The 18,471-nt window shown below is 45.6% G+C and carries 23 protein-coding genes; 10 read left to right on the plus strand and 13 right to left on the minus strand.

Annotated elements, in window-relative coordinates:
* Position 1 precedes the first annotated feature (1 nt).
* Positions 2 to 835 (minus strand): spermidine synthase, encoded by an 834-nt coding sequence (gene speE / locus AC2EXB_RS15380; protein WP_235197119.1) that lies wholly within the window; start codon positions 833 to 835, stop codon positions 2 to 4.
* 376 nt (positions 836 to 1,211) lie between these two features.
* Positions 1,212 to 1,727 (minus strand): YwhD family protein, encoded by a 516-nt coding sequence (locus AC2EXB_RS15385; RefSeq protein WP_483602231.1) that lies wholly within the window; start codon positions 1,725 to 1,727, stop codon positions 1,212 to 1,214.
* 61 nt (positions 1,728 to 1,788) lie between these two features.
* Here AC2EXB_RS15385 and AC2EXB_RS15390 point away from each other — a divergent pair, with 61 nt between their 5' ends.
* Positions 1,789 to 1,974 carry a 2-hydroxymuconate tautomerase gene (locus AC2EXB_RS15390; protein ID WP_052650641.1) on the plus strand — a complete coding sequence of 62 codons (186 nt, stop codon included), beginning with the start codon at positions 1,789 to 1,791 and terminating at the stop codon, positions 1,972 to 1,974.
* 217 nt (positions 1,975 to 2,191) lie between these two features.
* Here AC2EXB_RS15390 and AC2EXB_RS15395 read toward each other — a convergent pair whose 3' ends face one another.
* The 3 genes from AC2EXB_RS15395 to lipL are packed head-to-tail and all read right to left on the minus strand — an operon-like array spanning position 2,192 to position 4,883.
* Positions 2,192 to 2,701, minus strand: coding sequence for a YwgA family protein (locus AC2EXB_RS15395; RefSeq protein WP_235197122.1), 510 nt, complete (start codon positions 2,699 to 2,701; stop codon positions 2,192 to 2,194).
* The gene (locus AC2EXB_RS15400) at positions 2,702 to 4,006 is read right to left on the minus strand and encodes an HD domain-containing protein (RefSeq protein WP_235197123.1); all 1,305 of its coding nucleotides are present in this window, start codon (positions 4,004 to 4,006) and stop codon (positions 2,702 to 2,704) included.
* Between the two features lie 55 nt (positions 4,007 to 4,061).
* On the minus strand, positions 4,062 to 4,883 hold the full coding sequence (gene lipL / locus AC2EXB_RS15405) for an octanoyl-[GcvH]:protein N-octanoyltransferase (RefSeq protein ID WP_483602232.1): 822 nt from the start codon (positions 4,881 to 4,883) through the stop codon (positions 4,062 to 4,064).
* A 172-nt stretch (positions 4,884 to 5,055) separates the two neighbouring features.
* On the opposite strand from lipL, the gene hemQ reads away from it, so the two are divergent.
* Both hemQ and AC2EXB_RS15415 read left to right on the plus strand, forming a co-directional pair.
* Positions 5,056 to 5,805: a hydrogen peroxide-dependent heme synthase gene (hemQ, locus tag AC2EXB_RS15410; RefSeq protein ID WP_483602233.1), complete on the plus strand. Its 750-nt coding sequence runs from the start codon at positions 5,056 to 5,058 to the stop codon at positions 5,803 to 5,805.
* 279 nt (positions 5,806 to 6,084) lie between these two features.
* Entirely contained in the window at positions 6,085 to 7,101 is a 1,017-nt protein-coding gene (locus tag AC2EXB_RS15415; protein ID WP_483602234.1) for a beta-carotene 15,15'-monooxygenase, read from the plus strand.
* A gap of 38 nt (positions 7,102 to 7,139) precedes the next feature.
* Here the strand turns inward: AC2EXB_RS15415 and AC2EXB_RS15420 are convergent, their stop codons facing one another.
* From AC2EXB_RS15420 to AC2EXB_RS15435, 4 genes are read right to left on the minus strand one after another with little or no spacing between them, the layout of a single operon-like run.
* Complete coding sequence (locus tag AC2EXB_RS15420; RefSeq protein ID WP_483602235.1) at positions 7,140 to 7,517, minus strand: DUF423 domain-containing protein; 378 nt, start codon at positions 7,515 to 7,517, stop codon at positions 7,140 to 7,142.
* A 21-nt stretch (positions 7,518 to 7,538) separates the two neighbouring features.
* Complete coding sequence (locus tag AC2EXB_RS15425) at positions 7,539 to 7,796, minus strand: YwdI family protein (RefSeq protein ID WP_235197128.1); 258 nt, start codon at positions 7,794 to 7,796, stop codon at positions 7,539 to 7,541.
* 58 nt (positions 7,797 to 7,854) lie between these two features.
* The gene (locus AC2EXB_RS15430) at positions 7,855 to 8,529 is read right to left on the minus strand and encodes a uracil-DNA glycosylase (RefSeq protein WP_483602236.1); all 675 of its coding nucleotides are present in this window, start codon (positions 8,527 to 8,529) and stop codon (positions 7,855 to 7,857) included.
* A 12-nt stretch (positions 8,530 to 8,541) separates the two neighbouring features.
* Positions 8,542 to 9,288: a DUF4230 domain-containing protein gene (locus AC2EXB_RS15435; RefSeq protein WP_483602237.1), complete on the minus strand. Its 747-nt coding sequence runs from the start codon at positions 9,286 to 9,288 to the stop codon at positions 8,542 to 8,544.
* 44 nt (positions 9,289 to 9,332) lie between these two features.
* Here AC2EXB_RS15435 and AC2EXB_RS15440 point away from each other — a divergent pair, with 44 nt between their 5' ends.
* Positions 9,333 to 9,587, plus strand: coding sequence for a hypothetical protein (locus AC2EXB_RS15440; RefSeq protein ID WP_483602238.1), 255 nt, complete (start codon positions 9,333 to 9,335; stop codon positions 9,585 to 9,587).
* Positions 9,588 to 9,647: 60 nt separating this feature from the next.
* A complete protein-coding gene (gene pdxK, locus AC2EXB_RS15445; protein WP_235197132.1) occupies positions 9,648 to 10,481 on the plus strand; it encodes a pyridoxine/pyridoxal/pyridoxamine kinase in 834 nt (277 codons plus the stop codon).
* Between the two features lie 65 nt (positions 10,482 to 10,546).
* Here the strand turns inward: pdxK and AC2EXB_RS15450 are convergent, their stop codons facing one another.
* Positions 10,547 to 11,431, minus strand: coding sequence for a GNAT family N-acetyltransferase (locus tag AC2EXB_RS15450; protein WP_483602239.1), 885 nt, complete (start codon positions 11,429 to 11,431; stop codon positions 10,547 to 10,549).
* 201 nt (positions 11,432 to 11,632) lie between these two features.
* On the opposite strand from AC2EXB_RS15450, the gene AC2EXB_RS15455 reads away from it, so the two are divergent.
* Entirely contained in the window at positions 11,633 to 11,956 is a 324-nt protein-coding gene (locus AC2EXB_RS15455) for a PadR family transcriptional regulator (RefSeq protein WP_235197134.1), read from the plus strand.
* A complete protein-coding gene (locus tag AC2EXB_RS15460) occupies positions 11,956 to 12,717 on the plus strand; it encodes an HAAS domain-containing protein (protein WP_483602240.1) in 762 nt (253 codons plus the stop codon). Before AC2EXB_RS15455 ends, AC2EXB_RS15460 begins: the two co-directional genes overlap by 1 nt.
* Here the strand turns inward: AC2EXB_RS15460 and AC2EXB_RS15465 are convergent.
* Positions 12,705 to 13,715, minus strand: coding sequence for an ABC transporter permease (locus AC2EXB_RS15465; RefSeq protein WP_235197136.1), 1,011 nt, complete (start codon positions 13,713 to 13,715; stop codon positions 12,705 to 12,707). The genes AC2EXB_RS15460 and AC2EXB_RS15465 overlap by 13 nt on opposite strands.
* Positions 13,716 to 14,588, minus strand: a complete 873-nt coding sequence (locus AC2EXB_RS15470) for an ABC transporter permease subunit (RefSeq protein ID WP_483602241.1) — start codon at positions 14,586 to 14,588, stop codon at positions 13,716 to 13,718.
* Positions 14,589 to 14,717: 129 nt separating this feature from the next.
* Here AC2EXB_RS15470 and AC2EXB_RS15475 point away from each other — a divergent pair, with 129 nt between their 5' ends.
* The 3 genes from AC2EXB_RS15475 to AC2EXB_RS15485 all read left to right on the plus strand — a co-directional run bounded on the left by AC2EXB_RS15475 (position 14,718) and on the right by AC2EXB_RS15485 (position 17,295).
* Positions 14,718 to 15,068 (plus strand): YojF family protein, encoded by a 351-nt coding sequence (locus AC2EXB_RS15475; RefSeq protein ID WP_251475758.1) that lies wholly within the window; start codon positions 14,718 to 14,720, stop codon positions 15,066 to 15,068.
* Between the two features lie 14 nt (positions 15,069 to 15,082).
* The gene (bshB2, locus tag AC2EXB_RS15480; RefSeq protein WP_235197140.1) at positions 15,083 to 15,772 is read left to right on the plus strand and encodes a bacillithiol biosynthesis deacetylase BshB2; all 690 of its coding nucleotides are present in this window, start codon (positions 15,083 to 15,085) and stop codon (positions 15,770 to 15,772) included.
* Between the two features lie 158 nt (positions 15,773 to 15,930).
* Complete coding sequence (locus AC2EXB_RS15485; protein ID WP_483602242.1) at positions 15,931 to 17,295, plus strand: YjiH family protein; 1,365 nt, start codon at positions 15,931 to 15,933, stop codon at positions 17,293 to 17,295.
* Between the two features lie 57 nt (positions 17,296 to 17,352).
* On the opposite strand, the gene AC2EXB_RS15490 is transcribed toward AC2EXB_RS15485, so the two are convergent.
* Positions 17,353 to 18,297, minus strand: a complete 945-nt coding sequence (locus tag AC2EXB_RS15490) for an L-threonine 3-dehydrogenase (protein ID WP_483602243.1) — start codon at positions 18,295 to 18,297, stop codon at positions 17,353 to 17,355.
* Positions 18,298 to 18,471 lie beyond the last annotated feature (174 nt).

Below are 18,471 nucleotides of genomic sequence, written 5' to 3' on the forward strand. Positions count from 1 at the left end.
CTTATTCGCCTGCCATATCTTTCACGAATTTCGGCAAGACGAATGCCGCGTTATGCAATTCTTTCGTGTAATACTTAGTTTCGATGTCATGGAAGCGTTCAGCTGGAACAGCTGTCGGATCGTATTTCTTCGAACCGATTGTAAACGCCCAAAGGCCTGATGGGTACGTCGGGATGTTCGCCAAGTACAATTTCGTGATCGGGAAGATTTCCTTCACGTCTTTTTGGACTTGCGTGATCAAATCCGCTTTGAACCACGGGTTGTCTGATTGGGCGACGAAAATGCCGTCTTCTTTCAATGCGCGTGAAATGCCAGCGTAAAAGCCTTTTGTGAATAAATTCACAGCTGGGCCGACCGGTTCCGTCGAATCCACCATGATCACATCGTATTTATTTTCAGATTCCGCAATGTGCATGAAGCCATCGCCAACGATGACGTCTACACGTGAATCTTCAAGGCCTGACGCAATAGATGGCAGGAATTTTTTCGAGTACTCGATCACTTTTCCGTCAATGTCGACAAGCGTCGCTTTTTTAACAGAAGGGTGTTTCAGCACTTCACGGATAACGCCGCCGTCTCCGCCGCCTACAACCAACACGTTCTCCGGGTTCGGGTGCGTGAACAATGGAACATGTGCCACCATTTCATGGTAGACGAATTCATCTTTTTCAGAAGTCATGACCATGCCGTCGAGGAAAAGCATATTTCCCCATTCCGCCGTTTCAGCCATTTCTAAATATTGGAAATCCGTTTGCTCCGTATGAAGCGTCTTGTTGATTTTCATTGTGATCCCGAAATTCTCGGTCTGTTTTTCTGTATACCAGAATCCTGCCATTTATAATCAAACTCCTTTAACTTTCAGATTAAAATCTACTTAAAAAAGTATAAATCTTTTCAACGAAAGTGCAATCATTATTTGCACAGTCTTCTTTACCCGAATCCCATCCAATTATCCCCAAAATAAAAAGGTTTTCTGCGCAGAGAACTTTTCCCTGTACAGAAAACCTTTTTATGCCTGACGGCGCGAAGAAAGAGACATGAGGCATTGGGCTTGGGTTTTCTCGCAATGGCTCACGTCACTTGTCCGCAATCAGGTGTCCTAGCTTTCTATTTAAAAGCTGTAGTTATAGTGTACTGCCTTTTTTAAACAACTTCAACCGCCTGTTGGAAGCAATTGCAAATGTCACAAATCGTACAAATATTTTTAGCTTTTATGCGTTTAAATCTTGTTTCAACTGATCTTCGCTGCGCTCCCACATTTCGGGATTGTGGCTTCTCAAGTATTCAGCCAAGACTTTTTTCGAACTTTCGTCCATCTGCTCGACGATAATCTTGCGTTTCATCGATTTATCCATGAGGTTCACATGATCGGCTAATATCTTATAGCCTCGGCGTTTTTCCCGGTTCACAACCATTTCACAAGCCGTCACGCCAGCGTAATAAGGGCCTTCCGGATTGAAGTCGATCGTGATCCACACAAGCCAGTAAGGTTTTCCGCCTTCCGAGTCTTCGCGGTTGACCGTAAACTTGATGCCGCGTTCGACTTGGCTGCGGGCGTGCATAGCACCGATATCAATAAATGCCTCCTGCTCTTCGATGTCGATGAACAGCGGTGACACGTTTTCGAGTGACAAGGAGCCGATGCCATAGCCTTTATGGCCATCCGTCGGGTCGTTCTTTATAATGGTAAATCCTACTTTTTGTTTTGGTTTTTCTTCGTTTGCCATGTGTACATTCCCTCCGTTCTGATATGATAAGAATATCCCTAAAAAAGGAGCTGTGTCCATTATGCCATACGTAACTGTGAAAATGCTCGAAGGCCGCACAGAAGACCAAAAGCGCGCACTCGTCGAAAAAGTAACTGAAGCTGTCTCTGAAACGACTGGCGCTCCAGTCGAAAACGTAGTCGTCTTCATCGAAGACATGAAGAAAACCGATTACGGCGTTAAAGGAAAATTATTTTCTGATATTTAGAAAAGTGGAAGCGTTCACTAACTGAAGCTAACCTAAATGCGCGACTTCCTGTCGCAACGGTTAGCTGACCCGCATCCTGCGGGCCTCCGACAAGCGCTGGAAGCCTTGCCGGTAATGGCGTTCTTTGCCATTGCTGGAAAGGCTGAAGCGACTCGAGGGGCTGGGCGCTGGAGTATAGACAATAAAAAACCCATTCATTTGGATAAAAAAACTCCCGTTACGGGAGTTTTTTTAATGCACTCAATTCTTCTATAAAAGCAAACGCCTCTTCGATTTCTTCCTCTGTAAAGTTTAGCTTCCCTTTAACAACATGGAGTTTTTCGATTTGTTCGCTTCGTTCCAGCTGGTCAAAGTACAAAAGCGTCGCGGTCAATTCCAAAAAGCGGCCGCTCTTTTCATTAAGCTTTGCGGCATAAGCCGAATCTTCCAGCACCGATTCTTTCAAGGTATTCCGGAAATCTCCGCCTTCTTTTGTGACGCTGTATTTATATTGGACGTAAGAACCTTTGTCTTCCAATTCCTCCGACAAAAACCCCATATCGCAAAGTTCTTCTACGCGGGCCGTCAACTCTTCTGAATACGGCCCATAAATATGGAATTCGTATTTTTCCTGAAAAGGAACGCCCATCTTCTTTAAGATGTAAATCATCTTCTGCATCTTTTTGCGTCCTGTAATCCCGTCCGCTGCAGCAATAAAATCCACAATTTTCGCATGTTCCTGGAGCAACTAAATTCCCCCTTCTCTTAACATTTCCAGTATTTGCTGCTTGATGGCTTTTTTCTTGCCATCGATCAATAGCTCAGCTGGAAAATACAATTTATAGTCTGTGCGCCGCTTCCCGGATATCGCATCAACGATTTGGGACAAGCGGGACAGTTCCTTAATCTCACCGGACGGCATCAATAAATGAATCGGAAGGCGTTCTTCCTCTTCTCCCGGACGGTAAAAGTCATATGGCAAATCGGACGTAGAGTCATCAATCAAATAATAATCCGGATCAATTCCGGCTTTTCGGAACAATTGTGCAAGTTCCCCAAGCTTCCGGTAGTCTTTCCCTGGATCGAAGTCGACGTATTGGAACAAGCGCCGATTAACAAAGCGGTCGCTTAAGTCCGCTAAAATCGGATCGCGTTCCGTCATCCACAATTGGAAATACGTCATCAAGACGCCTTCATCCAGCGCTAAATAATCCTTCAATGTGAACGTGCGGTCAAAAAATGACAGGAAATGCGTGGGTGGCTGGGCAAATTTATAGCCGCCTTCGCTCAATTCTTTCGCACGTTGGAGGATTTTCCGTAAAATCACTTCGGCGCTTCGGGCAACCGGGTGGAAATACACTTGCCAGTACATCTGATAGCGGCTCATGATGTAATCTTCAACAGCATGCATGCCGCTCGATTTGATCACCACTTGATCATCCACCGGACGCATGACGCGAAGGATCCGCTCCATATCGAAATGGCCGTAGGAAACTCCCGTATAGTACGCATCCCGCTGCAAATAATCCATGCGGTCCGCATCAATCTGGCTCGAAATCAGCGAGACGACTTGTTTATTGCCATAGGTTTTGGCAATGACTTCAGCGACTTTCGCAGGAAAATCCGCCCCCACTTTCTTAAGGACGCGATGGACTTCAGTATCGCCAAGCAAAATTTCACGAGTGAATTCTTCGTGGTCGACTTGAAAAACCTTTTCGAACGAATGTGAAAATGGACCATGTCCAAGATCATGAAGAAGCGCCGCACATAAAACGACAAGCCGTTCACTTTCATCCCATTCGGGGCGGCCGTGGAAAATATCGTCAGAAATTCTTCGGACGATTTCGTAGACGCCGAGGGAGTGGTTAAAACGGCTATGTTCAGCGCCGTGGAAGACTAAATATGAGGTGCCAAGCTGTTTGATGCGCCGCAGACGCTGAAATTCCTTCGTGCTCACCAAGTCCCAAATTACTTGGTCGCGCACATGTATGTATCGGTGAACCGGATCTTTAAACACTTTTTCTTCAGCTAATTTTTGCGATGCGTAATCCATAAGCCCACCTCCAAATTTTCCTGCGTAACAGGTATTCTACACCAGCAAAAGGACCTCATTCAAGAGGCCCCGGAAGCATTTTCGCGTTGCGTTCAACGACACGATTCAAATAAAATCCGTAAAGTTCAGTCTCATCAGGCATTAGCGGGCGCGGCGCGGGCGACCCGATCAATTCGTATAAATTTATGACAACTTCCTGGACCGTAATTTCTTTATCCAGCAATTCGCTGAGCGACGCCATCACTTCCGGTTTGATTGCCGGGTAATCGAATTTTGTGTCTTCGCCTTGCAGCCCTTTTTCATAAAAGCCGCGAATCAGTTCTGCGCGGTCCGCACCAGAGCCTTCCACGCAAAGATAGACTTGCACGGCGACGCCTTTTCGGATGCGGCGCTGGGAAATGCCCGCAAACTTTTTGCCGCCGATGCTGAGGTCATAAGACCCTGGGCAATACGAGCCGACGATTTCGTAAGCTTCAATCGCCGCTTCCGGAAACAGTGCCTGCACCAGTTCAAGCATCATATCGTAGCCAGCCGAAATATCGATGGCATGGTCTTTTTCCGAAACGACCAGTGAAATATTCAAAACACCGGCATCGAGAACCACGGCCAAACCGCCGGAATTCCGGACAATCGGATGGTAGCCGTTTGCTTCCAAGTATTCCATACCCGCCCCGACATGCGGCAAACGGTGATCTTGGATGCCAAGCACTACCGTATCGTCATGGACCCAAGTCCGGACAGTCGGCTCACTTCTCCCGCTGCCGACCAGTTCGCATAAGGTATCATCCGCCGCAAACGATTCCAGCGCCGAACGTTTTTTTGCGCTCAAGGATTGGTCCCAGAAACGCCAATTGGTTTGTTGTGAAAATAAGCTCATATTCATTCTCCTCAAAAGCAATTTGCTTAACTCCAGTCTACCCGACTCTTGCCTTGCTGAAAAGCAGGTGCAGCAATGACGAATTGGTGACAGCCTTCTGTTTTATAGGAACTTGAATGGCCGATGTGATAAACTGGATGGGAGAGATTTAGATCAAAGGAGTGTTTAGAGAATGAATGAAGCTGCAATTACATTAGACGGCTGGTACGTCCTCCACGATTTCCGTTCGATGGACTGGGTATCATGGAAAATGCTGACGGACGAAGAACGCCAATTCGCGATCGACGAGTTCCAGGCATTTATGGACAAAGTAAACCAAGCCGATGAAAATAAAACAGGTGCCCACGCATTGTATTCAATCGTTGGCCAAAAAGCGGACTTGATGTTGATGCTACTTCGCGAAACGATGGACGAATTGCGTGAGCTTGAAACAGAATACAATAAGCTGACATTGATCGCTTATACCGTTCCTGCGTATTCGTATGTATCGGTTGTTGAACTTTCCAACTATTTGGCTGGAAAATCAGACGAAGATCCATACCAAAACCCTCACGTGCGTGCGCGTTTGTATCCTGAACTTCAACGTTCACAGTACATCTGCTTCTATCCGATGGATAAACGCCGCGAAGGCGACGACAACTGGTACATGCTGCCAATGGACACACGCAAAGAATTGATGCTTTCCCACGGCAAAATCGGCCGCAGCTATGCCGGCAAAGTTAAACAGATCATTTCAGGATCTGTCGGCTTTGACGATTACGAATGGGGCGTTACGTTATTCGCAGACGACGTTCTCCAATTCAAGAAATTGATCTACGAAATGCGCTTTGATGAAGTCAGCGCGCGCTATGCGGAATTCGGTTCTTTCTATGTGGGAACTCGCTTAGATGCTGAACGTACAGCTAAATTCCTGGAAGTTTAAATTTTAAAACCGCCCTCGGGCGGTTTTTTTATGTGTTTGAGCTGTGAACGCACCTGGATCGGTATTTTCGCACCCCAATGCTGCTTTTTCGCACCTCAAATTGATATTTCCGCACCTCAGAACAATTTTCTCGCACCTCAAAATTAAAACCGGCGTGATTGCAATATTTTCCGCATGCCTTAATTCGCTAACTGATACAAGTTTTCAGAATTCTGTCACAGGACAGCGCTGACCGTCCACTAACACTGCGTTATACTAAAAGAAAAATGGGGTGTTTAGATGTTTGTGATGCGCCAAACCAACTTTGCAAAATGGGCTTTACTTTTACTCGCACTCGTACTCACCAGCAATTTCCTGCTTTACCGTTCCCCTCTTTCCACTATCATCATTCCAGAAGAAGCAATTCGGGTCGTCAGCGGTTCGCTTCTCGATTTAGCGCTTGTGGCACCGCTTCTTTTGCTCGCTTCTTACAGGCTTTCAACCAAGCAATTCATCGGCTTTGTCGCCGGGGGCTTGATCCTTGCCCGCCTGCTTATTCCTTCTTCTTACATTGAACCATTCTCCGGCCTGGTCTATGCAGCGCTCGGATTAGAAGCCATCGCCATAGCGGCAGAAGCTGCATTGATCTTCTTGCTTTTCTATCATTTCCCGAAAATCTTGCGGACCATTAAAAGCCAGGCAGAAAGCCCGCTTTTCTCTCTTTTCCCTGCGACATTTGCAGTCGTTAAACCCAATCCGCTCGTTTCGATTGTGCTTTCGGAAGCTTTGATGGTGTACTACGCATTCTTTACTTGGAAAAAACAAGCACCAGAAAACCCTTATTCCGTATCGCTCCATAAAAACACCAGTGCCATCGCTTTCAATATCATGCTGATCCACGCAATCGTGATTGAAACGATCGGCATCCATTGGTTTCTGCATGAAAAATCGGCGGTTCTCTCGATTATTCTGCTCGTCCTGAACATCTACTCGGTATTTTATTTCCTTGCTGAAATCCAGGCTATCCGCTTAAATCCGCTGACGGTCAAAGACGGTTCCGTCCACTTGTCTCTTGGGTTGAGCAAACGGCTTACTTTTCGCCTGGATTCCATCGAGTCCATCCGGTGGGGCGAAAAACCTGAAAAAGGCAGCTTGGAATTTATCGCAAACGACATCGAAACCGGTGAACCTCAACTGGTCATCGATTTCAAGACGCCTCAAAAAGCGACACTATTCTATGGCCGCACGAAAGAAGTTTCGCAAATCGCCTTAAAAGTGGATAATCCGGAAAAATTGAAAAATTTGCTGAACCAATAAAAAAAGCTGCCCGCGGGCAGCTTTTTTTCGTCCGACTATTATAATGCTTTCGCAGCTGCTACAATCACGAGGATCCAGGCTGCAATAAAAGCCACACCGCCGATTGGCGTAATAGCACCTAAAATGCTAATGCCAGTCAAGCTTAAGACGTATAGGCTGCCTGAGAAGATGATGATCCCGGCAAGCATCAAATAACCGGCCCAGTTTAATGAACCCAGGCTGCCGATCAACGATGAACTCATTAAGATCGCAATGGCGATCAAGCCGATGGAATGGAACATTTGATATTGTACGGCTGTCTGCCATGTGTCCAAATATTTATCTGCAACACGCCCTTCGAGCAAATGCGCTCCAAAGGCTCCAAGTGCAACAGACAGCATCGCATTGACTGCGCCTGCAATTAAGAAAAACTTCATATCAGGTCCTCTACTTTCCTATTAAAATTCAAACAATGAATCGCCGTTTGCATCTTCTTCTTTGAGCTTGTTGATAGATGAGACGGTTTGGACTTGCGGAGACGCAAGCGGCATCGCTTTCGGTCTGCTGGATTCAGGCAGCGGTTCATCGTTCAGCAATAAGTCGCATAAAGCCCGAATGGCCGCAACCGATTCACGGACTCTTGCCGGTTCAGCATTTTTTGCCTGGACGGTATGCTTTTCAATCTCTGTTAGTATCCGGACAGCTTCAATCGCCATTTGAACTCCCCCTCTCCACTTCTAATCATCCTATTTTATCACGCACAGGGAAAAGCCGTCAGGCCAAACAGAAATCTATCGGTTTTTCTCCACGCGCTTGTAACAGTTCGTTCACTTTTGAATAGGGCTTGCTGCCAAAAAATCCACGGCTCGCACTTAACGGGCTCGGATGCACCGATTCGATGACCGAATGCCGCTCCAAATCGATAAGCTGTTTTTTCTTTTGGGCAGGCTTTCCCCAAAGCACAAAAATTACAGGTTCTTCGCGTTCGGATAGTTTGCGGATCACTTCGTCCGTGAAAATCTCCCAGCCTTGATTGCGATGAGAATTGGCTTCGCCTCCACGTACTGTGAGAACCGTGTTCAGCATCATCACCCCTTGATCTGCCCATTTTGTCAGCGTCCCGTCTTTCGGCTTTTCACAGCCGATATCTTCTTTCAATTCCTTGAACATATTACGGAGACTAGGCGGGTGCGGGACGCCTGGTTGAACGGAAAAGCTGAGGCCATGCGCTTGGTTCGGGCCATGATAAGGATCTTGCCCTAAGATAACGACTTTTACATCTCGGTAAGCCGTGTGCTCAAAAGCATTCCATATGTCTTCTTTCGGCGGATAAACCGTCTCATTTTCATATTCCTTTTTAAGGAACTCACGCAGCTTTAAATAATAAGGCTTTTCAAATTCTTCTCCCACAATTTCTTGCCAGTCATTTCGAAAAATTTTCTTTGGCATATCGGCCACTCCTTATTCTTCAAATTCTACTGTAACGTCATAGTCCACCAGATTGAACATACTGCGGACGGATTGTGCAGCATTTTCTTCTGCAAGTTCCAATACGCCTTGTCCTCTAGTTTCCTCCAGAATCATTTGCTTTGCTTCGTCGGCTAATTCAAAGGCTTCGGAAATATCGGAACCACCGCTGAACAGCCCTTCATAGGTGTATATTTCAGCTTTGTCCATGAACAATTCCGGACCTCCCAGAAAGTCGGCTTTCGGCAATGTAAGTGTAGCCGTTTTCGCTTCTTCATCCAGTTCAATATCATTTTCCGTTAGTTCGGAGAAATCCACCCCCGCACGGACCGAACCTGGAATCACGACTAAAATCTGGCGTTTTGTTCCCGGCAGATCAAGTCCGATATCTTGTCCAAACACTTTATTGTCTTCCCGCTCGATAATCACTTTCGAAAAAGCTTCCGCAGTCGACAATTCATTGAGATCCTGGATCTGCTCTAAAAAAGCCCCTTTGCTTTCCGTTGCTGTGCTGCCTTGGATCATCCACCAAGTTCCGAGAGGCAACGCGATCAATAATAGTAGAAGGATAGCGATCAGCACCAAAAACAAATTGCGCCAAACGCCCATCATCACTCGGATGCTCTTCCAGAATCCGGATTCTTTTGTATCTTCTTTCCCTTTTACTTCTTTTAATAAGCGTTCAATTTCCGTTAACTTTGGATCTTTTGCCAATTCCTCTCCCTCTTTCTTTTTATTCATTTCATCCTCGCTCCGTGATAGGATTAAAGAAAGGAGCGATGATTATGGCGGACTTGCGTGAAAAAATAAAAACAATCTCCTCCACCAAAGGGGACCATGCCCCGGAAAGCGCCAAGCGCATCGGGATGTGGATCATCGCCGCAATGGTGATAGCTGTTTCCATTCTAACATTTATCATAGCAGTTGGTCTTTTCAGAAACGGCAATTGGATCTTGGCGATCATCGCCAGTTTATTTTTCCTGGTGTCGGCTGCAACCGCCTATGTATTGGCGTTTCCCCATAAGCTGAATACTATGTAAATGTTTCGCCATTTGTTAAAATAAAGCGATAAACGAATCTATTTAAAAGGAGTTTTGATGATGTCATTGAAAAAGACTTTAACGATCGCTGGATCGGATACGTCCGGTGGAGCTGGCATACAAGCAGACTTGAAAACTTTCCAGGAGCATGGCACATATGGCATGAACGCATTGACCGTAATTGTCACAATGGACCCGAATAATGGCTGGAGCCACGGCATCCACCCAATTCCGGTTGAAACGCTGCATGCTCAACTGCAGACCGCTTTTTCTACAGGCGTTGATGCATTGAAAACCGGCATGCTGCCGACAGTCGACATTATCGAGATGGCCGGCAAAGCCATTAAAGACTCCGGCTTGAAAGACGTTGTCATTGACCCGGTCATGGCATGCAAAGGCGAAGATGAAGTGCTATTCCCTGAAAATGTTGATGCTATGATCCAGCATTTGCTTCCGAATGCTAAAGTCGTTACGCCAAACTTGGTTGAAGCGGGCCAACTATCCGGCATGGGCACTCTTCGTACAGTGGAAGACCTTCAAGCAGCAGCCGAAAAAATCCATGCACACGGTGCCCAGTTCGTCGTCATCAAAGGCGGCAAACAATTGCAGCATGAAAAAGCGGCTGACCTCTTGTACGATGGCAAAAAGCATTATCTTTTGACAGCTGAAAAAACTGAGACGACTTACAACCACGGTGCAGGCTGCACATTCGCTGCCGCAATCACCGCTAATTTAGCCAATGGCCAATCGGTTAAAGATGCTGTATTGAACGCGAAGATCTTTGTTTCTGCGGCAATTGAACACGGATGGAAACTCAACGAATACGTGGGGCCGGTTATGCACGGCGCCGCTAATAAATTCCCGAAACCTGAAGTGACAGTTACTGAACTTTAATCATAGACGAAGCCGAAGGAGAGAAGCATCGCTTTTCTCCTTCGGCTTTTATTGTTTTCTGCGATTTATAATTCCTTCGCCATCATCACTTGTTTCGTCGTCACTTTAAAGCCCGCTTCTGCCAGAACTTGATGGGTGAATTTGTTCATTTCCACCGGGATATTGACCGCTACGCGATTGATATCTCCTGAGAAGCCTTCAAAAGCTTTTGCAATCAAGCGGGCAGTAAGAGATTGGGGATCTTCGGCCAAAGGATTTGCCACACATTGATAAAGCGTTGTCCCGATATGCTTGCCGTTTTCATCTTTGAATTTCCGGAAATACGCATAGCCTGCCGCTTTTCCTTCAGCGTCATGGGCAATCAGCGCCTCGCCGTCTTTGACGCTTTGCCATTGGGTTTGCCACGTGAAATCATGGCGATAGAAATCCAAATTGCCGGCCTCTTCTACAGTTGCCGATTTCAACGTAATTTCTTGTCCCGACCCCAACTCTTCTGGAAGCTTCTCGACTTTCCCTTTAAGCTGCATGAAATCCACTTCATCCACTATTTCATATCCTATTTTTCGGTAAAGTTCGATCGCTGCGTTATTTTCACTGACAGCTTCAAGGGTAGCCAGCTGTACTCCTGAATCCCCAAGCCACTCGATCGTCTTTTCCATCATGCGTTTTCCGACGCCTTGGCCCCGAACCGATTTAGCGACGCCCGTCCCGCCATTCCAGGAAAATTTTCTTCCGCCACTTTCGCGAAACCCGTTACGGACGATGCCTACCGGATGGTTCCCATCAAATGCAATCATCGATAATTCCTCATTCAAATCTTCCATTGTTCCTCTTTTTTCAAATGCTACTGCAGTCGTTTCCATATTAAAATAATAGCCTTCGAACCCTTTATTCCAAGCTTCGACCTTTTCTTCTATTGAACACTCGGACATCTTCTTTATTTCGAACATTTGCTGTACCTCCCCATTTTGCTAACTTCCCCTCGTTATTTTTTCGACAGAACCAATTGAATTTCCTTTTTCCAAAACGATTAGCTAACTTGTATAACAAAGTAGTTGACTTGTATTGTTTCAGATGCTATCTTGTATTACAAAGTAGCAGTTTTATTTTTCGCTATCTTGTTTTACAAGTTACTAGGAAGGAGGGTATATATGTCATCTAGCCAGATGCTAAAAGGAATACTTGATGGGTGTCTGCTCGGCATTATCCATAAAGGCGAGACTTACGGATACGAAATGATTGAAAAATTGGAGATCTACGGTTTTCGGATGGTCAGCGAAGGCAGCATTTATCCCGTGTTGATGCGATTGCAGAAAGACGGTTTCGTCCATTCGGTCATGAAAGAATCACCCAGCGGCCCGAAAAGGAAATACTACACCTTAACTCCGGCAGGCGAAGAGGAATACGAACAGTTTAAAGAACGGTGGGAAAGTTTATCACATTCTGTCAATCGACTCGTAAAGGAGGAAAACTAATGGTCTTATCAAGAGAAAGTGAAGAATTCATTGCTAATTTGAGGATGTATTTGATGACTTCCGGAAAGAACGACCACGAAATCAATGAGATCGCGGAAGAATTGCGGGGCCATCTGGAAGACGCCGAAAACCGCGGGAAAACGGTGGACAGCGTTACTGGCGGATCGCCTCAAACGTATTTGGAGAACATTAGCAATGAAATGAAAACCGATTATTTCGGTTTAGTGAGACTGGCGCCCATGTTCATTTTGCTGCTTATCGCATATTTCATCACCGGGTCAGCTATCCGCGGCGATCTGAATTTTTCTTTGCTGAAGCTGATTGCTTATCCGGCCATTGCAATTTTGAGCATCGGTGCTTATATTTATTTCTTCCGGAAAATGAGCGTAGCTAACTATTCGAAGAAAAAAGAGCTGTCGATTTTTATCGCTCTCCAAGTCATCATTACTCTATCATTAATGGCTGTGCTTTTTATGGACATCTTTTTCTTTGAGCCTTTCTATATACCTTCTCGCGAAACGATGTGGGTCATTGCAGCACTTGGAGCTCTGGTTTTCATTGCAGGCGCCATTTGGTCGAAAACTTGGTTCACGTTAATCCTTCCGCTGTTTTTATTCGGGCCGGATTTTATCCTGCAATTCCTTCAATATAATGAAACGACAGAGCTGATTATCAGCGCAAGCGGCCTCTACCTCGGGATGGCTGTTGTGGTCCTCATTCTTTATTGGCAGAATAAAAAACAAAACCCTCACAAATTGTGAGGGTTTTTTAAACGGATCATTTTCTCCCGCAATTGTTCTTTATTCCATTCGACGATTTTCTCGGACGGTGAAGCGATGCCTTTCCGTTTCTTCACTTGTGGATTTTTCGACCGTAAATATCCTTCCATCATGAATGAGACTGAAAGAATTGCCAAGGCGATGAAAAACACGGGATATAAAGGCAGCCAAGGTGCCCCTTGCAGATAGCGGAACGTTGAACCGAAAAGCCCTGCCCATTCATACGAAATGGACATGGGTGGATCTCCGAACATCGGGTCGTAGCTGACTTTCGTCCCTCCAAGGAACAAGTCCAATAAACTGAGATGGGCCATCACGATAAAAGTCTCCATCACCTGCTGGCCGTATAGAACTGCCAGCTTTTCACGCATTTGCGGATACAGATGCTTCCGGATAATTCGGAACCGCCCTGCACCCAGTACACGGGAAGCAAGGACATATTCTTTGCGGTATAGAAGCGCCGCTTCATTTCCTACCAATACCGCCACAATCGGCATCGTCAATAACGACATCAAGACAATTTGTATCGCGATGCGTTCCCATACCCCATTCGAAAACCCTTCCGGCGGCATCCAAAGAACCGGGTAGAGTACGTAAGCCGCAAATAAAGTCAAAGGGATATAATGCAGAGAATCGGCAAGTCCGCCAATCCATGCACGATGCTTTTGCAGATAAGTCCCAAGAAGATAACCGAACGGGACGGCAATTAGCATTCGAAGTGCGGCGACTGCGAGTGCAGCGATAATGGTGTATTTTCCGCCAAGCATGATTTTGCCAAAGAGGTCATAGCCATACTGGTCGGTTCCAAGCGGAAATTCCCATTTCGGCGAAATCGGCGGACCTTCGACTGCCCGGCCATTTTCTTCGATAAAAAAGACTTGCTTCGGCACCTTGCCGAAAAGCCATTCGAAGGCAAAGCTTCCGAAAAGCAGCAAAGCCATGATACTGAAACCAATCACAAAATAAGGCTGTCTCCACATTTAAGCCACTTCCTTTCCACGGAAATGGCGGAGGAAAAACCATTCGCCCACGCTGTACAGGATAAACATCGGCAAGAAAAAGCTGAAGATCGTCACAAGAAACACTTCAGGTGAAATATTATCGCGCATGAACAGCATAATCCCCGGCATATTGAACATCAGTTCCAGGACAAACAGATTCGACAACATGAACCAAATAGTTTTCTTGGATTGGAAAAACACTGAAATGATAGCATTCCGGAACATATGCATCCAAACGATAAAGACTTTCGAAAAGCCGAGTGATCGAGCAAGTTCGACATACATTTGCCGCTCTTCTTCCTGGAAAGTCAGCATACAAAGCCGGTATAGCTGGATCATCGGCAATATTGATAAACACAGGACCGGGAGCCAATAGATTTTGTCCCCGCCTACGACTGCAATCTTGGAGATCAAAACATCCGTTTTTAAATAGATGAAGATGATGCCAAGCTGAGCTGCCATGATGATGAGCAAATCCGGAAGCGATTCCAGAAAATACAAAAAGAGCTTTACCCGCTCTCGGGCCTTTTCAGATAATAGCATTGTCAGCACCGTGAATACTAAAGCGAAAACCACAGCTGCCGCAAATGCTAAAAATAAAATTTGAAGTGAATAAAGTATGTATTCGGCAATGGTTGGAAACAAGAAAATCTCCCGTCCTGTCCGCATATTCATAACAGAAAACTCCTGCAGCGGCCAAACTTCTTTTAGTATGAGTTGAAGCGATGAAATATACTCACTGATTCTTAGTTCGCCTTCCGTCAATCCCCCGATAAGTACGGGAAAGCCACTGATTAAAACGATGCCAAGCAGTGAAAACACAAATCTTAAGATTATTCCCAATTTAGCCATCCCTTTTGTTCGAAAATTCTTTCATTCATTATCATAGCATTATTTCGGTTTCCGTAAAGCATCCTAATCGCATTCTCGCTTCTTATTCCCTATACTAAAAGAATACGGAATGTCTGAGGAGTGAGAGAAATGGAATTAGTTGAAGTAAAAAAATTACAGGTTCACTTGGATGCGTTCGCCAATAAAGATGTTTATCTTCATCTGGAAACGACGAATGGCTCTTATGCGACTCATTTTAATGAAGGGTTTTTCAATGCAGGAGCTTTTATCCGCAATGTTGTCATTAATTATGAGCTTGGCAAAGTGGTCGGCGAAAGCCCGCATCGGGTCGGACTGAAATTGCCGCATGGCTGGGTTTACGCCCAAGGCATTACACATTATGAATTAGATGAGCACGGCAGATTATTGCTGGCTGGACACGACGGATCAGGAAAACTGGCGGTAGCGCTTGAAATCAGCGAAACACCGTTCAGTTATTAAGGAGGCATAAAAAAATGACAATTCCACAAGAACGTCATGTATTGGTGGTTTTCCCCCATCCGGATGATGAAGCATTCGGCGTATCCGGGACCATCTCGACGCATATCAAACAAGGCACGCCGGTTACATATGCATGCTTGACTCTCGGTGAAATGGGCCGAAATTTAGGTAATCCGCCTTTTGCTACCCGCGAATCGCTGCCGGAAATCCGCAAGAAGGAATTGCAGGCTTCAGCTGATGCCATGGGCTTGACCGATTTACGAATGATGGGCCTGCGGGATAAGACGGTTGAATTTGAAGATGATGAGAAAATGGTCGGCATGATGACCGACTTGATCAACGAACTTAATCCTTCCTTGATCATCACGTTTTATCCGAACCTTTCCGTGCATCCTGACCACGAAGCGACGGCACGCGCTGTAGTACGTGCTGTCCGGCGGATGGAAGACCGGCCGAAACTCTATTGTGTAGCTTTTGCTAACAACACGTTGGAAGTTCTTGGCGCTCCGGATGTCCTTCACGATGTATCGGCTGTCCGCGACCAGAAGATGGGTGCGATGAAGGCCCATATTTCGCAAACGGTTTGGATGCTTGAAGAAATGGAAAACAAATTGGCACAAGGCGATCAGGAAACTGAAAACTGGCTGACGAAAGAACGTTTTTATAATTACCGCTGGGACCAGGATTTCGAAGAAAAGTTCTAACCAAAAATACCCTTATTTTCTTTTTGAAAATAAGGGTATTTTTCTGTGATGTTTTCAGATAATATAAACATTGATTATACAGCGGTTTCATTGGGGAGAATGTTGTATAATTAGTATCAATGTTGTGTTTTCATGCACAGAGAAAAGGGGATTTATTTGTGAAAAAGTTTTCAGCTTCAACTTGGATTTTATTCCTACTTCCTTCCTTGTTGGGAATTTTGCTTTTCTTAGTGCCAATTCCAACAAAAGATGAAGGCGAAACTGTCTGGATGGTCACCATAGCCGTTTTGGCTAACTTGATGGCTGGTGCTATTGAATCCGTAGTCCCTTGGATTATGATGGGGATCTTGATCATTGCAGCAATCGGTTCAATTGCGGCCATTGCGAAAAAAGTGAATGAACACCATTCCGCGTCGTTTTTCGATAAGCTATTTAATGTGAATTTATTTTGGACGATTGTACGCATCCTTGGAGCGGTGTTCGCTGTCATGGTTCTCTTCCAAGTCGGCCCGGAAGCCGTTTGGAGTGAAAATACAGGTGGATTGCTGCTCGCTGGAGATGGGCTACTCTCTTTCTTGTTTACCATTTTCCTATTTGCGGGCTTGTTCTTGCCGCTTCTCATGAATTTCGGTCTTTTGGAATTCTTCGGAACGATGATGGTGAAAGTCATGCGCCCATTATTCCGCCTCCCTGGCCGCTCTTCCATCGATGCGTTGGCATCTTGGGTCGGTGATGGAACCATCGGTGTCTTATTGACCAATAACCAATATGTACAGAACAAATATACACAGCGCGAAGCAGCGATTATCGGGACAACTTTCTCTGTTGTTTCCATCACTTTCGCTATCGTTGTCATCCAGCAAGTCGGATTGGGCCAATACTTCTTGCCTTATTACGGCACTGTCATTTTGGCTGGCATCGTTCTTGCGCTCATCATGCCGCGCATCTATCCGCTTGCCCAAAAGTCGACCAATTTCATGAACGGCGATCCGCAGGAATCCCAATCGGAAGAAGTTCCTGAAGGATACAGCGTCGCTTCTCACGGCATTGAAAATGCGTTGACGAAAGCCTCTGAAAACAAATCCATCAAAGAGTTTTTCAAAGATGGCTTTAAAAACGTTTTGGATATGTGGATTGGTGTAGCGCCGGTCGTTATGGCATTTGGTACTGTAGCGTTGATTTTAGCAGAGTATACACCTGTCTTCTCTATTCTTGGCACGCCTTTCGTCCCTTATTTGAACTTGCTCGGCATTCCTGAAGCAGCCGAAGCGGCTCAACTGATGGTCGTCGGTTTTGCAGATATGTTCCTGCCTTCCCTTCTTGCTGAAGGCATTGAATCCGATATGACCCGCTTTGTTGTCGCAACAATGTCCGTGACGCAATTGATCTACATGTCCGAAGTCGGCGGCTTGCTGCTCGGATCGAAAATTCCTGTCAATATTCTTGACTTGATCGTTATTTTCCTTTTGCGCACGATTATCGCATTGCCGATCGTTGCAGGAATTGCCCACTTATTGTTTTAAATAAAACGAAATGCCCTTCGCAGCTGCGAAGGGCATTTTTCTATTCTTTTTATTCGATTAAGCGTGCATTAATTTTTTTTTCAACTTTTCCAGCATATCTACAGTCATTGCATCCAAATCATACTGGGCTTTAAAGCCCCATTCTTTTTGCGCAGCTGAGGCATCAATGTTATCCGGCCAGCTATCTGCAATCGCTTGGCGAACCGGGTCTACCCGGTAGCTCATTTTAAAATCAGGAATGTGCTTTTGGATCGATGCAGCAATCTGTTCCGGCTCAAAACTCATCGCCGTGACATTGAAGGCATTGCGGTGTTCAAGCTTCGAAGCGTCCGCTTCCATCAAATCGACGATTGCTTGAAGTGCATCCGGCATATACATCATATCCATATAAGTCCCTTTGGCAATAAAGGATTCGTAGCTCTTTTGCTCAACCGCCTTATAATAGATGTCCACTGCATAGTCGGTCGTACCGCCGCCTGGAGGAGCTACATAAGAAATCAACCCCGGGAAACGGACTCCGCGTGTATCGAGCCCGAACTTCTGGAAATAATAATCGCATAGGAGTTCTCCGGAAACTTTATTGACCCCGTACATTGTCGTCGGGCGCTGCAGCGTATCTTGCGGTGTATTCTTTTTCGGCGTCGATGGTCCGAATGCGCCGATCGAACTCGGCGTGAAGAATTGCATATCCAATTCACGTGCTGCTTCAAGCGCATTCACTAAGCCGCCCATGTTCAGGTTCCAAGCAAGCAATGGCTTTTCTTCAGCAGTCGCTGACAGCAATGCGGCCATATGCATAATCGTATCCGCCTCAAAGTCTTTAGCCAAATCGTGCATCTTTTGTCCATCTGTTACATCCAATACATTAAAAGGGCCTCTTTCATCATTGGTTGCACGGATATCTGTCGCCAAAACATTGTCAGCTCCGTAAATCGTCCGCAGCTTGGTGGTCAATTCTGAACCGATTTGCCCTAGAGCTCCGGTGATCATTATTCGTTTCATGTTATGCACTCCTCTGAAATAAAACATTTGTCCTCTGGATAAAAACATTTAAATCGTTAAGATCATTGTTTAAATAAGCTTTTCTATCTTGCCATTATAATTTGTTCTCTTTAAAAATACAATGAATTTTGCTGTATTTATCCGAAAATGGGCTAAACAGTTCACTTGTGTCTC

The organism is Planococcus alkaliphilus (assembly GCF_057031095.1).

What these genes read in the sequence shown, in the direction of transcription:
- lipL (WP_483602232.1), bottom strand. Translation starts at nt 4,883, where the DNA reads ATGAGCTTATTTTCACAACAAACCAATTGGCGTTTCTGGGACCAATCC.
- AC2EXB_RS15435 (WP_483602237.1), bottom strand. Translation starts at nt 9,288, where the DNA reads ATGAATAAAAAGAAAGAGGGAGAGGAATTGGCAAAAGATCCAAAGTTA.
- AC2EXB_RS15475 (WP_251475758.1), top strand. Translation starts at nt 14,718, where the DNA reads ATGGAATTAGTTGAAGTAAAAAAATTACAGGTTCACTTGGATGCGTTC.
- AC2EXB_RS15440 (WP_483602238.1), top strand. Translation starts at nt 9,333, where the DNA reads ATGGCGGACTTGCGTGAAAAAATAAAAACAATCTCCTCCACCAAAGGG.
- AC2EXB_RS15425 (WP_235197128.1), bottom strand. Translation starts at nt 7,796, where the DNA reads ATGGCGATTGAAGCTGTCCGGATACTAACAGAGATTGAAAAGCATACC.
- AC2EXB_RS15385 (WP_483602231.1), bottom strand. Translation starts at nt 1,727, where the DNA reads ATGGCAAACGAAGAAAAACCAAAACAAAAAGTAGGATTTACCATTATA.
- AC2EXB_RS15490 (WP_483602243.1), bottom strand. Translation starts at nt 18,297, where the DNA reads ATGAAACGAATAATGATCACCGGAGCTCTAGGGCAAATCGGTTCAGAA.
- AC2EXB_RS15420 (WP_483602235.1), bottom strand. Translation starts at nt 7,517, where the DNA reads ATGAAGTTTTTCTTAATTGCAGGCGCAGTCAATGCGATGCTGTCTGTT.
- AC2EXB_RS15390 (WP_052650641.1), top strand. Translation starts at nt 1,789, where the DNA reads ATGCCATACGTAACTGTGAAAATGCTCGAAGGCCGCACAGAAGACCAA.
- AC2EXB_RS15415 (WP_483602234.1), top strand. Translation starts at nt 6,085, where the DNA reads ATGTTTGTGATGCGCCAAACCAACTTTGCAAAATGGGCTTTACTTTTA.
- pdxK (WP_235197132.1), top strand. Translation starts at nt 9,648, where the DNA reads ATGTCATTGAAAAAGACTTTAACGATCGCTGGATCGGATACGTCCGGT.
- AC2EXB_RS15450 (WP_483602239.1), bottom strand. Translation starts at nt 11,431, where the DNA reads ATGTTCGAAATAAAGAAGATGTCCGAGTGTTCAATAGAAGAAAAGGTC.
- AC2EXB_RS15470 (WP_483602241.1), bottom strand. Translation starts at nt 14,588, where the DNA reads ATGGCTAAATTGGGAATAATCTTAAGATTTGTGTTTTCACTGCTTGGC.
- AC2EXB_RS15460 (WP_483602240.1), top strand. Translation starts at nt 11,956, where the DNA reads ATGGTCTTATCAAGAGAAAGTGAAGAATTCATTGCTAATTTGAGGATG.
- speE (WP_235197119.1), bottom strand. Translation starts at nt 835, where the DNA reads ATGGCAGGATTCTGGTATACAGAAAAACAGACCGAGAATTTCGGGATC.
- AC2EXB_RS15430 (WP_483602236.1), bottom strand. Translation starts at nt 8,529, where the DNA reads ATGCCAAAGAAAATTTTTCGAAATGACTGGCAAGAAATTGTGGGAGAA.
- AC2EXB_RS15455 (WP_235197134.1), top strand. Translation starts at nt 11,633, where the DNA reads ATGTCATCTAGCCAGATGCTAAAAGGAATACTTGATGGGTGTCTGCTC.
- AC2EXB_RS15465 (WP_235197136.1), bottom strand. Translation starts at nt 13,715, where the DNA reads ATGTGGAGACAGCCTTATTTTGTGATTGGTTTCAGTATCATGGCTTTG.
- bshB2 (WP_235197140.1), top strand. Translation starts at nt 15,083, where the DNA reads ATGACAATTCCACAAGAACGTCATGTATTGGTGGTTTTCCCCCATCCG.
- hemQ (WP_483602233.1), top strand. Translation starts at nt 5,056, where the DNA reads ATGAATGAAGCTGCAATTACATTAGACGGCTGGTACGTCCTCCACGAT.
- AC2EXB_RS15400 (WP_235197123.1), bottom strand. Translation starts at nt 4,006, where the DNA reads ATGGATTACGCATCGCAAAAATTAGCTGAAGAAAAAGTGTTTAAAGAT.